Here is a 14,699-nt window from a genome sequence, read left to right on the forward strand (position 1 = left end):
CAGAAGTGGTAGAAAGGATTATCCTTGTTGATAAGGTAACCTTTCTACCACTCTTTTTTATTTTGTTTCCAAAAGGCACCCCTATCTTTAAAAATAGAGGTGCCTTTTGGATAGCTTTAATTTTTTTCAACCTTTTTTCCATCTTTTGAGTTGTCATTATTAGATGATGATGTTCTTTCCTCTTTAGGATTGAGTTCTAAATAAGAAGGAGCTTTAAAAAGGTTTATGGTAGTTTTATCACCATTTTCACTATAGAGACTGGTTGACTTATTACCAAGTTCTTTTTCGATTTTTTCCATTTGTTTTAATTGGTGTGTGTAAAGAAATTTACTTGGATCTGTTTTTTCTAATCCATTATCGGTATTAAAACGAAGGAGATCACCTGTTTGGACATTATCACTGGCTAATAATTGTTGTGCAGTCTGTTCGCGGATGGCTTTAGTTTTTTCAAGAGTTATTTCATCAGGATTTGTAATTTCAACACCGGTCTTAGTGTTATAAAGTCTGCCACCGTAGTTGGTGTAATCAGGCGTCATATAGGTCCCTGAGGTCCGTTGAGCCACTATTTGTTTATTCTGAGGAGATAATAAATCCTGACCGAGTTGAATATACTTGGAAGTGTCAATACCAAGGACGTGAAGTAAGGTTGGTAGAGCATCTATTTCACCCCCAAAAGTGTCTTTAATGCCACCATCCTGATAACCAGGGATATGAATCATATAAGGTACGCGTTGAAGCATAGCGTTGTCATATTCCGACCAAGTTTCGGGATCTTTACCCAATAAGGTAGCTAGATTAGTATTACGTGAATTCGAGATACCATAATGATCACCATAAAGTACAATGACTGATTTATCATATAAGCCTGATGCTTTTAAATAGTCGAAAAACGATTTAATGGAGGCATCAAGATAGTTTGCTGTTGCGAAATAGCCATTAATAGTTTCATCTTTGGTTTCTGCTAGCGGGAAGCCTTCTTCATCTTTTTCACCTTTTAGACTGGTATAAGGATAATGGTTACTTACAGTAATAAACTTAGTATAGAAAGGTTGCTGCATTCTTTCTAAATACTTGATGGAATCTTTGAACATGTACTTGTCATTGAGTCCATATTGGAAAGAGTTATTTTTGGTTTGTTTTGAGAAATAAGAAGAATCAAAGAAGTAGTTATAGCCCCATTGTTTATAGGCATTGTTCCTATTCCAAAAGGTACCAACATTCCCATGAAAGACAGCACTAGTATAACCATCTTTTTGTCTAAGAATAGAGGGGGCAGAAAATTGTGTATTATCACCTCCATAGTTAACCATGAAGGAGCCACTATTTAAACCAAAGAGTGAGTTTTCCATCATGGTTTCAGCATCAGAGGTTTTTCCTGCTTTTACTTGATGGAAAAAGTTTGAAAAGGCTAGTGTAGATTTTGAATGATAAAGTGAGTTGAGAAAAGGTGTCACTTCATAATCTTTATCACCAGATTTTAATTTATAATCAATTAAAAATTGCTGGAAGCTTTCCAGATGAATAACAATAACATTTTTACCCTTCGCGATTCCATAGTACTTAGGATTTGGCGCCGCGTAATGTTGCTGAACATATTTTTTGACAGCAACTAATTCATCAGCTGTGGCACCGTTACGCTCTTTTTGTGCTTGGTAGGTTTGATTGGCACTATACGCAGTGAAAGCTGGTAAGCCAAGTGCTCTAACAATATAAGTATTAGAAAAACCACGCGTTAATAGTTCAGGTCGATCAATCTCAGCTAGGAATAAATTGGCTGTGAGCATCAAGAATGAAAGAGCAGAGACAGCGAAGGCAGCTCTTTTGTTAAAGGGTCTAGGGTCCCTCGTTAATCTTTTGCTGACTTTTAGAATACCAAAGATAATAAAGTCTAAAATAAAGATAATGTCCCAGAAACGTAGTAGGTTTAAGGCGGAATCGCCTAAGCCTGCGGACACCTTACTAGAGGCTAGCATCGCACTTACAGTGATGAAGTCAGAAAATTCGCGATAATAAATAGCATTTGAAATCAGTAATAAGTTCAGAATGACATAAATTATCCAAGAGAGGATATAAAACGTTTTCGTATTTTTGATATAAAGTGCAAATCCCAATAGTAATAATGCTAATGGGATAGGATTGATGATTGATAAGAAGACTTGATATAGGTTTCCTAGATCAAGTGAAAAATCCATTTGATAAGCCCAAAGGGTCTTTATCCAATAGGCAAGGAGTAGGGTGAGAATAAACCCTAATCGCGTACTTGTAAATTTTGATATGGTAGTTTTAAATGTTGTCACTGAAGAAACTTCCTCATTTATTTTTTCCTAAAGATAAAAATCTCAAAGTAAATTATAACAAAAAAAATGATCTTATGCTCGCTAAAAGTTTAAATTTAGTAGGATTTTTGGGGACTTTTTGTTATAATAAGGACTATGAATAAACTCTATATTAATTCTTTTGTTGAAAAAAAGCTAAGCGCAGGAGTTCAATTATTAGAAGAAAGAGATTTTAAAAATCTTAACATTACCGATCAGGTAGTAACTCTTGTTTCTAAAGGAAATCAAATTATTGGAGTAGCATACCTCTCCAAACAACATCGAGGAGTTGGCTGGTTTTTAGGTCAGCATGCTGATTTAACAAGTGATTATTTTTGCCAATTATTTTTGCAGGCAAAAGCAAAGAGAAGGTTCTTCATTAATGATGAGACTACCAATGCTTATCGTATCTTTAATCAAGAAGGCGATAATTTCGGTGGTTTAACCATTGATTTCTATAATGACTTTGCTGTCTTTTCGTGGTATAATACTTTTGTTTTTTCAATTAAAGAAATTATTATTGAGGCTTTCCAAAAGGTCTTTCCTGAAATTAAGGGAGCATACGGTAAAATTCGTTTCAAAAGTGAAACTGCAGAATCCGTACACCTTTATGGTTTAGAAGCTCCTGAGACTTTTATTATTAAAGAAAATGGTGTGAACTATCAGGTATTTTTAAACGATGGCTTAATGACTGGTATTTTTCTGGACCAGCATGATGTCCGAAAAAATCTAGTAGAAGGACTTGCAAAAGGGAAGTCGCTCTTAAATATGTTCTCTTATACAGCAGCATTTTCAGTAGCAGCTGCCGTAGGCGGAGCTAAAGAAACGAGGTCAGTTGACTTAGCTAAAAGATCGCGTGACCTATCAAGCGCACACTTTCAAGCAAACGGCATTTCTACAGATAATCATTTTTTCCATGTTATGGATGTGTTTGAGTATTTTAAATATGCTAAACGAAAAGCTTTGACTTTTGATGTCATTGTTATTGATCCACCAAGTTTTGCTCGAAACAAAAAACAAACTTTCTCGGTTCAAAAGGATTACCATCGTCTTATTTCTGAAGCACTAGCTATTTTGAGCCCAGAAGGAATGCTTATTGCGTCCACTAACGCAGCAAATATGACAGTCATACAGTTTAAAAATGAGATTAAAAAAGGCTTTGAAGGTTACCATATCGCAGATATGAGTCTTCAACAGTTACCCGAAGATTTTACAATAAACAACGCAGATGAAAGAAGTAATTATTTAAAAGTATTTACAATAAAGGTAAAAAAATGAAAATAGTAGCTCCGATAATGCCGACAAGTTTTGAAGAAGCACAATCTATTGATGTGTCTAAATATGAGGGTGTTGATATTATTGAGTGGCGTGCAGACTTTCTTCCAAAGGAAAAAGTGATCACGGTTGCTCCAGCCATCTTTGAAAAGTTTGCGGGTAGAGAAATTATCTTTACTTTGAGAACAAAGCCTGAGGGTGGCATGATTGATTTGACAGACCAAGAATATATTGATTTGATTAAGGAAATCAACGCCATCTATAATCCTGATTTTGTTGACTTTGAGTATTTCACGCACAAATCCGTTTTTGGTGAAATGATGGATTTTTCGAATCTTGTTTTGTCTTATCACAATTTTGAGGAGACACCTGAAAATCTCATGGAGTCATTTTCGGAAATGACAAAACTGGCCCCTCGTGTTGTTAAAATTGCTGTCATGCCAAAAAGTGAGCAAGATGTTTTGAATGTAATGAATTATACTCGTGGATTTAAAGCACTGAATCCTGAGCAAACCTATGCAACGATGTCAATGGGTAAGCTGGGAAGAATTTCTCGGATTGCAGGCGACATCATTGGCTCTGCTTGGACATTTGTGGCTGTTGATGATGCTAGTGCTCCGGGGCAAGTGACATTAGCTGATATGAAAAAACTAATATCAGTAATGGAAGCTGACTAGTGATGTATGGTAGATAAGCATAACATTATTCTAATACTAATTAGGATAATGTTTTTCTTTATAGTGGTATTTAGTAAATGATGAAGGAGGTAAGGATGAGGTATCTAACGGCAGGTGAATCGCATGGTAATAGTTTAACAGCAATTGTTGAAGGTTTTCCAGCTGGCCTAAACATTAATCTTGATGAGATTAATGATGAGCTTAAAAGAAGACAAGGTGGCTATGGTAGGGGAGCTAGGATGCGGATTGAATCTGATAGAGTATCTATTACTTCTGGCCTTCGCCATGGGAAAACAACAGGCGCTCCTATCACTATGATTATTACCAATAAAGATCATCAAAAATGGCTCGATATTATGTCTGTCCAACCAGTAGATCAGGCCGCACAAAAGAAGCGACAAGTGAAAAAACCACGACCTGGTCATGCTGATTTGGTGGGTGGTATTAAATATCATTTTAAAGACTTACGAAATTCATTGGAACGGTCATCTGCCCGTGAAACGGCTATTCGTGTAGCTGTGGGAGCTCTTTCAAAACGACTTTTAAAAGAATTAGGTATTACCACAATGAACCATATTCTCAATTTTGGTGGGCAAGAGATCCTTATTCCAGAAGAAATGTCTATTCAAGAACTTGCAGAAAAGGCTAGATTGTCAGAGCTTTCAATTGCTAATCCTGATCAGGAAACTTTGATTAAGGGGTTAATTGATAACATTAAACAAGAAGGCAATACCATTGGCGGAATAATAGAAACTATTGTTACTGGGGTACCGGTAGGGTTAGGATCTTTTGTGCATTGGGACCGGAAATTAGACGGCAAATTAGCTCAAGCAATCCTTTCGATAAATGCATTTAAAGGAGTCGAGTTCGGAATGGGCTTTGATATGGCAAGTCATAAAGGTTCAGAGGTCATGGATGAGATTACTTGGACACAAGAAACAGGTTATCAGAGACGGACAAATCATCTAGGAGGCTTTGAAGGCGGAGTTACTAATGGTCAGCCGCTGATTATCAAGGCGGTCATGAAACCTATCCCTACCCTCTACAAGCCCTTGATGTCGGTTGATATTGATACGCACCAACCTTTTAAAGCTAGTGTTGAACGGTCTGATCCCACTGCCTTACCGGCTGCTGGTGTGGTCATGGAAAATGTTGTCGCTACTGTGCTTGCACAAGAAATTCTAGAAAAATTCCCGGCTGATCATATTGATGAGCTAAAAACTACCTTTGACGATTATCTGGATTATTGTAAAAATTATTAACAGAAATAGTGGCATATTTATGGTATGATAGTAGTAATTTAAGGTTAAAGGAGATTAATAGATGTCACAAGAAATTTATGATTATGCTAATAAACTGGAGCGCGCCTTACGTCATCTTCCGGAATATAAAAATGTAGAAGCTGCTAAATCTGCTATTAAGGAAGATGGCGAAGCAAGTCAACTTTTTGATCAATTCGTTGCAATGCAAGAAAAGCTACAAGGAATGATGCAGGCTGGGCAAATGCCAACTGCTGAAGAGCAATCTGATATCGAAGAACTTAGTAAAAAGATTGAGTCTAATGCTTTCTTAAAAGCTTATTTTGATGCACAGCAATCACTATCAGTTTATATTAGTGATGTTGAACGTATTGTCTTTAAACCACTTAAGGATCTTATTTAGAAGACTTTATAACATACAAGACCATTTTCAAGGAGGAAATGGTTTTTCTGTAGCAAATTCTTGAGAGGTGAAATGAATTATGTTACATTTAAGGAAAAATGAAGAGGTAGTATAACATGAAATCATTTGATTACATAGTAGTAGGTGGAGGTAGCGGAGGTATTGCCTCTGCCAATCGCGCAGCTATTCATGGTGCAAGTGTCTTATTAATTGAAGCAAATGAAATTGGTGGGACATGTGTTAATTTAGGTTGCGTTCCTAAAAAGGTGATGTGGTATGGTGCGCAAGTTGCAGAAACCATACATACTTATGCTAAGGATTACGGCTTCACTGTTCAAGAAGAGCTATTTCAATTTGATGTTTTGAAGAAAAATCGTCAAGCTTATATTGATAGCATTCATAAGTCTTATGAAAGAAGTTTTCAACAAAGTGGAGTCACTCATTTAACTGGCTTTGCTCGCTTTATAGATGCCCATCATATTGAAGTAGATGGTGAAACTTATTATGCTCCTCATATCTTAATTGCAACTGGTGGAAGTCCGACAGTGCCAGATATTCCTGGAGCTGATTATGGCATTACTTCAGATGGTTTTTTTGAGTTGGATCAGGTACCAGATCGTACAGCCATTGTTGGGGCTGGTTATATTGCGGTCGAAATTGCAGGTATTTTAAAGGCTTTAGGGTCTACAACACATTTACTAGTTCGGCATGATCGTCCCTTACGACATTTTGACCAAGATATCATTGCTAGTTTAGTAGAGGAAATGGAAAAAACAGACATTAATGTGATGACGGAAAGCCACGTTCAGTCAGTCATAAAAAATCCTGATCAGTCTTTGACAATTACCCTAAAAAATGGTGAAGAGCTTGAAGTGGACCAATTAATCTGGGCGATTGGTCGCCATCCTAATACCAAAGGTTTTGGACTTGAGAACCTTGACCTTAAGTACACTAAGTCAGGTTATATTGAAACAGATGCTTTTGAAAATACTTCTGTAGAGGGAGTCTATGCTGTTGGAGATATTAATGGGAAATTAGCATTAACACCAGTGGCTATTGCCGCAGGCAGACGGCTGTCCGAGCGTCTCTTTAATGGTAAAACTGAAGAGAAGCTAGAGTATGAAAATATAGCGACGGTTATTTTTAGTCATCCTGCAATCGGTTCAGTAGGACTTAGTGAGGAAGCTGCCATTGCAAAGTATGGGGTTGATCACATTAAAACTTATCAATCGACTTTTGCTTCTATGTACACTGCTGTGACAAGTCATCGTCAAAACTGTAAAATGAAGTTGGTTACTTATGGTAAAGATGAGAAAATTGTTGGCTTACATGGGATTGGTTATGGGGTTGATGAAATGATTCAAGGCTTTGCTGTAGCCATCAAAATGGGAGCAACAAAAAGAGACTTCGACAATACAGTTGCCATTCACCCCACGGGCGCTGAGGAATTTGTAACCATGCGCTAAAAAAGGCTGAGAATTATTCTCGGCCTTTTAAGGTGTAGTGCTTGTGTTAGTGGAAGCTCCGGTATTAGTTGTTGGAGCTGTGCTGGTACTTGTATCTGTTTTAGCGGCAGGATTTTCTGAAGAGCTGCTGGTTTGGGTATTGGTGCTACTTTCTGGAATAGCAGAGCTACTAGAGTGACTGAGGTCGGTATTGACTGTACTTGATGAGCTATCTTTTTCAATAATTTTAACGATAGTTGATGTCGAATGATCAACCTTATCTTTTTTGGTTTCTGTATTGGGATGAAGAACTTTAGTAATAGTGATGGTTGCAACGATAATACTTAAAATACTACCAATTAAGGCAATTGTTTTTTGGAGAGCCGTAAAACCTGTCTTGATATGCTTAGTCGGAACGGCAACTGTTTTCTTTGATTGGGGTTTGTTTTTTCGTGAATAGTGGGAATTCATTTTATCTCCTTATCAATGATTACTTAGAACTAAGGTGTATTGATACAAACCTGTAAAAGTTTCACTTAATAGTATATGCTTGATAAAATTGGAAGTCAATTATTTACCTTTTATTTTAAACAGATAATCTATTAAAAACGAACAAGTTTGTTAAGAAAGCAATTTTTTTCATTTGCCCTAAATTATGTTAGAATAGAGTATTGAGTAAAAACGTAGGTGAAAAATGATATATTTTGATAACTCGGCAACAACTATTCCTTATCCAGAAGCCCTCCATACCTTTCAGGAAGTGGCCAGTAAAATTTATGGTAACCCTTCCAGCCTTCATAGTTTGGGTGCTAATGCTAGTCGTATTTTGGAAGCTTCTCGCAAGCAAATTGCTCAACTTCTTAACTGTCAGGAACAAGAAATATTTTTTACATCTGGTGGAACAGAAAGTGACAATTGGGCCCTAAAAGGAACTGCTTTTGAAAAGCAAGCTTATGGTAAGCACATCATTGTGTCTGATATTGAACACCCAGCAGTTAAAGAAAGTGCCAAATGGCTAGCCAGTCAAGGTTTTGAAATTACTTATGCCCCAGTGACTCCCCAAGGTTTTGTAGATCTTGACCAACTAGAAAATCTGATTCGTAAAGATACGATTCTGATATCAGTAATGGCCGTTAATAATGAAATTGGTTCAATCCAGCCCATTACTGCTATTTCAGATTTGTTAGCAGACAAGCCTGGAATTACCTTCCATGTTGATGCTGTGCAGGCCATTGGGAAACTGCCACTTGAAAGTTTTATGACGAGTCGAGTTGACTTAGCCTCATTTTCGGGACACAAATTTCACACGGTTAGAGGTGTAGGTATTCTCTATAAAAAAATGGGAAAACGATTAGCACCTCTGTTACATGGCGGAGGTCAAGAGTCTAACCAGCGGTCAACAACAGAAAATGTAGCAGCAATTGCAAGTATGGCTAAGGCTTTGAGATTGACTAGAGAAAAAGAAGTGGTATCCTTAAATCGAATGAGCAAGATGCGAGATCTTTTATATCAAGCTTTAGCTGGCTACGAAGATGTGACAGTTTTTTCTGGACAAGAAGCTTTTGCACCTAATATTTTAACTTTTGGAGTTAAAGGTGTTCGCGGAGAAGTGCTTGTCCATGCTTTTGAAAATCATGATATTTTTATCTCAACAACCAGTGCTTGCTCCTCTAAAGCGGGTAAACCGGCTGGAACCTTAATAGCTATGGGACTACCAGCTAAAGATGCTCAAACAGCTGTCCGTATTAGCTTAGATGATGACAATAATATGGAAGAAATAGAACAATTTTTAACCATTTTTAACCAGATTTATCAGAAAACACAGAAAGTAAGATAAGATGCAGTATTCAGAAATTATGGTTCGCCATGGTGAACTTTCAACCAAAGGAAAAAATAGGATGCGTTTTATTAACAAATTAAAACGTAATATTCAGGATGTTTTAGCTGCTTACCCCCAAGTAACAGTAAAGTCGGATCGTGATAGGACACATGTCTATCTAAATGGGACAGATTATGAACCTGTTGTTGAGTCCTTAAAACAGGTTTTTGGGATTCAGTCTTTATCACCGGTTTATAAAGTTGAAAAAAATGTAGCTGTACTCAAAAAATCAGTACAGGATATTATGACGTCACTATATCAGGAAGGTATGACGTTTAAAATTTCAAGCAAACGTAGTGATCATCAGTTTGAACTTGATAGTCGAGAATTAAATCTGACCCTTGGGAATGCAGTCTTTGATGTTTTACCTCAGATCAAAGCACAAATGAAAAAACCGGATCTTAATTTAAAAGTTGAGATTCGTGATGAAGCCGCTTATTTGTCCTATGAAGACATTAAAGGGGCTGGAGGCTTACCCGTAGGGACTTCTGGTAAAGGAATGTTGATGTTATCTGGGGGGATTGATTCACCAGTTGCAGGCTATCTAGCCTTAAAACGTGGTGTCGATATTGAAGCAGTGCATTTTGCTAGTCCGCCATATACCAGTCCAGGAGCTTTGAAAAAGGCTCAAGACCTAACAAGATGTTTAACACGCTTTGGAGGTAATATTCAATTTATTGAAGTACCCTTTACTGAAATTCAAGAGGAAATTAAAGCAAAGGCTCCTGAGGCTTATTTAATGACTTTGACCCGTCGCTTTATGATGCGTATTACTGATGCCATTCGACAAATGCGTAATGGATTAGTTATTATAAATGGTGAAAGTTTAGGCCAAGTTGCCAGTCAAACGTTAGAAAGTATGCAGGCAATAAATGCGGTAACGACGACGCCCATTATTAGACCAGTAGTAACAATGGATAAGTTGGAGATTATTGCTATTGCAGAGAAAATTAAGACTTTCGATATTTCCATTCAACCTTTTGAAGATTGCTGTACCATTTTTGCTCCAGATCGTCCAAAGACAAATCCAAAACTTAAGAATGTTGAGCAATATGAAAAGCGTTTTGATATTGATAGCCTTGTTGCGAGAGCGGTCGCAGGTATTACTATTTCAGAAATTGGACCAGAAAGTGCTAGAGACAGAATTGAGCATTTACTGGATGATATTTTATAAAAAACTTTCTGAAGAAAAAGTCCAATGTCATTGAAAGGATGTCTCTTGATGATAGAGGGTAGCTGGAACGGTAGGTCAAACAGTCAGAGAAATGATTGTTTGAGGGATCTAAAGGAATGCCATACCTAAATTTTAAGCCTAAGGACTAAAGATTTCTCAATGCCAGAAACGATAAGTTTTTGGCATTTTTGTCATGATGTAAAGTATCAGCTTGTACTCCTTTCACTCGTAAGCTTTGCTAGAGAACTGAATTAAGAGTGATACTATTGTATGATAAAGGGAGGCGGTAGGTCATAAAAATCGACTTTGTCTATAACCTAAGCTTTTCTAAGAGAAACTTTTTTTCTGTTTAAAGAGTTTTTTTTAATGATATAATAAAAGAAAGGAGGAATTTTTGTGGCTAAGAAACCTAAGTATCAGAAAATGATTATGTCAGTCATTGCCTTAATAATAGCTATACTTGTTTTTTCTTTGATTTACGATTTTATGGGCTTCCATCGTCATGATATCCAATCAAAATCTAAGGAAAAACAAGTCACAACTAAAAGGGCTAGGGTTGTTGCTAATGGCGATATTTTATTGCACGATGTTCTTTATGAAAGTGCTGAAATTAGTGATGGACGTTATGACTTTACTCCTTATTTTGAATATGTTAAAAGTAGGATTTCCAAAGCAGATTTGGCCATTGGTGATTATGAGGGAACAATTAGTCCAGATTATCCTTTAGCCGGCTACCCCCTTTTTAATGCACCTACTGAAATTGCAAGGGCTATGAAAGCTACCGGTTACGATGTTGTTGACTTAGCTCATAATCATATCTTGGATTCTGGCCTAGAAGGGGCCATCAATACGCATCAAACCTTTGCAAAACTTGGAATTGATAGCATTGGAGTTTATCCTAAAAACCGTCAGACAGAACCTTTTCTAATCAAAAATGTAAATGGTATAAAAATTGCTCTTTTGGGTTATTCTTATGGTTATAACGGTATGGAGAATAATCTTTCTGCTACAGAATATGAACAGCATATGTCTGATTTAAATCAAGAAAAAATTAAAGCTGAGATTAAAGCAGCAGAAAAGAAAGCTGATATTACAATAGTTATGCCGCAAATGGGCACAGAATATGCCCTACAGCCAACCAGTGAACAAAAAGAGCTCTATCGATCAATGATTGACTGGGGAGCAGATGTTGTATTGGGTGGGCATCCCCATGTTGTTGAACCTTCTGAGACTGTTAAAATCGGAAAGGACAAAAAATTTATCATTTATTCGATGGGGAACTTTATATCTAACCAACGTTTAGAAACAGTTAATGATATTTGGACAGAGCGGGGACTCCTGATGGACCTTACTTTTGAGAAAAAGGGAAAAACAACACGCATTAAAACTGTTAAAGCCCATCCGACAATGGTAATTGCAAAGCCTAAAGGAAGGACCGGAAAGAGTGGCTTCGCTCTTTATAGTTATAGAACTCTTGTTTTAGAAGATTTTGTTGAGGGTGGTAAGCATCGCAAAAAGATTGATAAAGAAACACAAGATAAGGTGGATATTGCTTATAAAGAAATGAATGAGCATGTCAATCTAAAATGGTAAAAAGTTAGCGATAATGACTTGAAAAAATTAGATAGAGTGCTATAATAGTAATGTTGACTAAATGCACATCCTGTGCAACCGCGCGAAAATCGTTCGAAAGTGGATATATCCCACGATTCTAGGCGAGTCTTCACAGAGGGAAACCTCGTAAAAATAATAATAGGAGGTGCATCATGAGCACATACGCAATCATCAAAACTGGTGGAAAACAAGTTAAAGTTGAAGTAGGTCAAGCAATCTACGTTGAAAAAATTGACGCAGAAGCTGGCGCAGAAGTAACTTTTAACGAAGTTGTTCTTGTAGGTGGTGACAAAACTGTAGTTGGTACTCCAGTTGTTAAAGGAGCTACTGTAGTTGGTACTGTTGAAAAACAAGGTAAACAAAAGAAAGTAGTTACTTTCAAGTATAAACCTAAAAAAGGTAGCCACCGTAAACAAGGTCATCGTCAACCTTACACTAAAGTTGTCATCAACGCTATCAACGCATAATCTCACCACATGATTAAAGCAATTTTTACTCGCCATCAAGATGGTTCATTGAACAGTGTGACGCTGACTGGCCATGCTGGTAGCGGTGACTATGGCTTTGATATTGTTTGCGCATCAGTTAGTACACTAGCTATTAATTTCATTAATTCTTTAGAAGTATTTACCACTGTTGCTGCCGACATTGATGTCGATTCGGTTGAGGGGGGGTATATGAAAATTTCATTTCCCCATGACAATCAAGAGAATGTTCAATTACTATTTGAATCATTTCTTCTAGGAATGACCAATCTGTCTGAGAATTCTTCGGAATTTGTCCATACAGAAGTCATCTAATGAATTTTAAGAGAGGAAACAACATTATGTTAAAAATGAATCTTGCTAACTTGCAACTTTTCGCCCACAAAAAAGGTGGAGGTTCTACATCAAACGGACGTGACTCACAAGCTAAACGTCTAGGAGCTAAAGCAGCTGACGGACAAACTGTATCAGGTGGTTCAATTCTTTTCCGCCAACGTGGTACTCACATCTATCCAGGTGTAAACGTAGGCCGCGGTGGAGATGATACCCTTTTTGCTAAAGTTGAAGGGGTTGTACGTTTTGAGCGTAAAGGCCGTGACAAACGTCAAGTATCTGTATACCCAGTTGCTAAATAACTATGATTAAAAAAACTCTCTGCTTAGATAGAGAGTTTTTTATTTGCTAAAGTTTAAGAGACTGCTTACTTTGTTTAGCGTGATGGCTAAACTTGTGAGAGGATTAGTTTACTAATAGATGCCTTTATAGTGTGCTTTATGGTATAATAGCAGGTACAGGAAAAAAGGATTGAAATAATGAACATTCAACAATTACGATACGTAGTTGCTATTGCTAATAACGGAACTTTTCGTGAAGCAGCCAGTAAACTATATGTTAGCCAGCCAAGCCTATCGGTTTCTATCAAAGACTTAGAAGAAGAATTGGGCTTTAAAATTTTTAATAGAACGACAACAGGTACTGTCTTAACCAGCCAGGGCCTTCTTTTCTACGAAAAAGCATTGGAAGTAGTGAAGTGTTTTGATTCCTTTGAAAAACAATTTTCCGAAGCGGAATACGATCAAAATGAGTTCTCACTTGCCAGTCAACATTATGATTTTTTAGCACCTATCATTGCCGAATTTGCAGAAAAAAATAAAGGACATAGGCGTTTACGTTTATTTGAAACGACAACAATCCAAATTTTGGATGAAGTGGCACAGGCAAATAGTGAAATTGGAATTATCTACCTAAACTTGCAAAATCGCAAGGGGCTTTTTCAACGGATGGAAAAGCTAGGATTAGAGTTCATTGAATTAGACAACTTTCAAACACACGTTTATTTAGGTCAACACCATCCCTTAGCTCATAAAAAGAGCCTCATGATTGAAGAACTAGAGGGCTATCCTATTGTCAAATTTACACAGGAAAAGGATGAGTACCTCTATTATTCTGAAAATTTTGTTAATATAAATGAGACGGAGACCATCTACAATGTGACTGATCGAGCGACATTAAATGGCATCTTAGAACGAACCAATGCTTTTGCAACAGGTTCTGGTTATATTGATCAAGCATCTGTTAATGCTATAAAAGTTATTCCTGTAACTAACCATTTGGACAATAAAATGGTATATGTTAAACGTAAAGATCGTCATTTATCGCCGGCTGCCTTAGCTTTTATTGCTTTATTGAAGGATTATTTAAAGAGTTATCAGTAGAAAGAAAACATGAAATTTATTAAATTATTACTGGTCAGTTCAGGCCTTATTATCTTAGACCAAGTCAGTAAATGGTGGATTGTCGGTCATATTGCCTTAGGTGATGTTAGACCATTTATTCCTGGAGTTCTTAGTTTGACTTATTTGCAGAATCGCGGAGCTGCCTTTTCAATCTTGCAAAATCAACAATGGTTTTTTGCTCTTATGACAATTGTAGTTATTGGCTTTGCTATTGTTTACTATTTAAGGGCTAAAAAAATGCCTATCCTGAAAGAATTTGCCCTTATTTTGATTATTTCTGGTGGAATTGGTAATTTTAGTGATCGTCTACGCTTAGGTTATGTAGTGGATATGATTCACTTAGATTTTATGAATTTTGCTATTTTTAATCTTGCAGATTCTTATTTATCTCTTGGTGTTCTAATGTTAGTACTTATCTTATGGAAGGAAGATTGAAA

General features: G+C 36.8%; 15 protein-coding genes and 1 other annotated feature. Of the genes, 13 read left to right on the forward strand and 2 right to left on the reverse strand.

Annotated elements, in window-relative coordinates:
* Positions 1–116 precede the first annotated feature (116 nt).
* Positions 117–2,297, reverse strand: a complete 2,181-nt coding sequence (locus tag STRPS_RS00825; RefSeq protein WP_007894330.1) for an LTA synthase family protein — start codon at positions 2,295–2,297, stop codon at positions 117–119.
* Between the two features lie 135 nt (positions 2,298–2,432).
* On the opposite strand from STRPS_RS00825, the gene STRPS_RS00830 reads away from it, so the two are divergent.
* From STRPS_RS00830 to gorA, 5 genes are all read left to right on the forward strand, one after another.
* Positions 2,433–3,593 carry a class I SAM-dependent rRNA methyltransferase gene (locus STRPS_RS00830; protein ID WP_007894364.1) on the forward strand — a complete coding sequence of 387 codons (1,161 nt, stop codon included), beginning with the start codon at positions 2,433–2,435 and terminating at the stop codon, positions 3,591–3,593.
* Positions 3,590–4,267, forward strand: a complete 678-nt coding sequence (gene aroD, locus STRPS_RS00835; protein WP_007894132.1) for a type I 3-dehydroquinate dehydratase — start codon at positions 3,590–3,592, stop codon at positions 4,265–4,267. The genes STRPS_RS00830 and aroD overlap by 4 nt, the downstream gene beginning before the upstream one ends.
* Before the next feature lie 95 nt (positions 4,268–4,362).
* Positions 4,363–5,529, forward strand: a complete 1,167-nt coding sequence (aroC, locus tag STRPS_RS00840; RefSeq protein WP_007894390.1) for a chorismate synthase — start codon at positions 4,363–4,365, stop codon at positions 5,527–5,529.
* 61 nt (positions 5,530–5,590) lie between these two features.
* A complete protein-coding gene (locus STRPS_RS00845; RefSeq protein ID WP_007894297.1) occupies positions 5,591–5,929 on the forward strand; it encodes a YlbF/YmcA family competence regulator in 339 nt (112 codons plus the stop codon).
* 116 nt (positions 5,930–6,045) lie between these two features.
* Positions 6,046–7,395, forward strand: coding sequence for a glutathione-disulfide reductase (gorA, locus tag STRPS_RS00850; RefSeq protein WP_007894372.1), 1,350 nt, complete (start codon positions 6,046–6,048; stop codon positions 7,393–7,395).
* A gap of 27 nt (positions 7,396–7,422) precedes the next feature.
* Here gorA and STRPS_RS00855 read toward each other — a convergent pair whose 3' ends face one another.
* A complete protein-coding gene (locus STRPS_RS00855) occupies positions 7,423–7,845 on the reverse strand; it encodes a DUF6556 family protein (protein ID WP_007894304.1) in 423 nt (140 codons plus the stop codon).
* A gap of 223 nt (positions 7,846–8,068) precedes the next feature.
* Between STRPS_RS00855 and STRPS_RS00860 the strand changes: the two genes are divergently transcribed.
* From STRPS_RS00860 to lspA, 8 genes are all read left to right on the forward strand, one after another.
* Complete coding sequence (locus STRPS_RS00860) at positions 8,069–9,211, forward strand: cysteine desulfurase family protein (RefSeq protein ID WP_007894314.1); 1,143 nt, start codon at positions 8,069–8,071, stop codon at positions 9,209–9,211.
* Between the two features lies 1 nt (position 9,212).
* Positions 9,213–10,427, forward strand: coding sequence for a tRNA uracil 4-sulfurtransferase ThiI (gene thiI, locus STRPS_RS00865; RefSeq protein ID WP_007894333.1), 1,215 nt, complete (start codon positions 9,213–9,215; stop codon positions 10,425–10,427).
* Between the two features lie 396 nt (positions 10,428–10,823).
* Complete coding sequence (locus STRPS_RS00870; RefSeq protein WP_007894267.1) at positions 10,824–12,020, forward strand: CapA family protein; 1,197 nt, start codon at positions 10,824–10,826, stop codon at positions 12,018–12,020.
* A 66-nt stretch (positions 12,021–12,086) separates the two neighbouring features.
* Positions 12,087–12,160, forward strand: a sequence feature (ribosomal protein L21 leader region).
* A gap of 33 nt (positions 12,161–12,193) precedes the next feature.
* The gene (gene rplU / locus STRPS_RS00875; RefSeq protein ID WP_003083229.1) at positions 12,194–12,508 is read left to right on the forward strand and encodes a 50S ribosomal protein L21; all 315 of its coding nucleotides are present in this window, start codon (positions 12,194–12,196) and stop codon (positions 12,506–12,508) included.
* A 9-nt stretch (positions 12,509–12,517) separates the two neighbouring features.
* A complete protein-coding gene (locus STRPS_RS00880) occupies positions 12,518–12,841 on the forward strand; it encodes a ribosomal-processing cysteine protease Prp (RefSeq protein WP_007894094.1) in 324 nt (107 codons plus the stop codon).
* 26 nt (positions 12,842–12,867) lie between these two features.
* A complete protein-coding gene (rpmA, locus tag STRPS_RS00885) occupies positions 12,868–13,161 on the forward strand; it encodes a 50S ribosomal protein L27 (protein ID WP_003082817.1) in 294 nt (97 codons plus the stop codon).
* Positions 13,162–13,338: 177 nt separating this feature from the next.
* Complete coding sequence (locus STRPS_RS00890; RefSeq protein WP_007894104.1) at positions 13,339–14,241, forward strand: LysR family transcriptional regulator; 903 nt, start codon at positions 13,339–13,341, stop codon at positions 14,239–14,241.
* Between the two features lie 9 nt (positions 14,242–14,250).
* Entirely contained in the window at positions 14,251–14,697 is a 447-nt protein-coding gene (gene lspA, locus STRPS_RS00895) for a signal peptidase II (protein ID WP_007894373.1), read from the forward strand.
* Positions 14,698–14,699 lie beyond the last annotated feature (2 nt).

The sequence above is a fragment of the Streptococcus pseudoporcinus LQ 940-04 genome (genome assembly GCF_000188035.1).
GTDB lineage: Bacteria > Bacillota > Bacilli > Lactobacillales > Streptococcaceae > Streptococcus > Streptococcus pseudoporcinus.

Coding starts and splice junctions, on each gene's coding strand:
- STRPS_RS00890 (WP_007894104.1), top strand. CDS start 13,339: ATGAACATTCAACAATTACGATACGTAGTTGCTATTGCTAATAACGGA.
- thiI (WP_007894333.1), top strand. CDS start 9,213: ATGCAGTATTCAGAAATTATGGTTCGCCATGGTGAACTTTCAACCAAA.
- STRPS_RS00860 (WP_007894314.1), top strand. CDS start 8,069: ATGATATATTTTGATAACTCGGCAACAACTATTCCTTATCCAGAAGCC.
- rpmA (WP_003082817.1), top strand. CDS start 12,868: ATGTTAAAAATGAATCTTGCTAACTTGCAACTTTTCGCCCACAAAAAA.
- STRPS_RS00880 (WP_007894094.1), top strand. CDS start 12,518: ATGATTAAAGCAATTTTTACTCGCCATCAAGATGGTTCATTGAACAGT.
- rplU (WP_003083229.1), top strand. CDS start 12,194: ATGAGCACATACGCAATCATCAAAACTGGTGGAAAACAAGTTAAAGTT.
- gorA (WP_007894372.1), top strand. CDS start 6,046: ATGAAATCATTTGATTACATAGTAGTAGGTGGAGGTAGCGGAGGTATT.
- STRPS_RS00855 (WP_007894304.1), bottom strand. CDS start 7,845: ATGAATTCCCACTATTCACGAAAAAACAAACCCCAATCAAAGAAAACA.
- STRPS_RS00845 (WP_007894297.1), top strand. CDS start 5,591: ATGTCACAAGAAATTTATGATTATGCTAATAAACTGGAGCGCGCCTTA.
- aroC (WP_007894390.1), top strand. CDS start 4,363: ATGAGGTATCTAACGGCAGGTGAATCGCATGGTAATAGTTTAACAGCA.
- STRPS_RS00830 (WP_007894364.1), top strand. CDS start 2,433: ATGAATAAACTCTATATTAATTCTTTTGTTGAAAAAAAGCTAAGCGCA.
- aroD (WP_007894132.1), top strand. CDS start 3,590: ATGAAAATAGTAGCTCCGATAATGCCGACAAGTTTTGAAGAAGCACAA.
- lspA (WP_007894373.1), top strand. CDS start 14,251: ATGAAATTTATTAAATTATTACTGGTCAGTTCAGGCCTTATTATCTTA.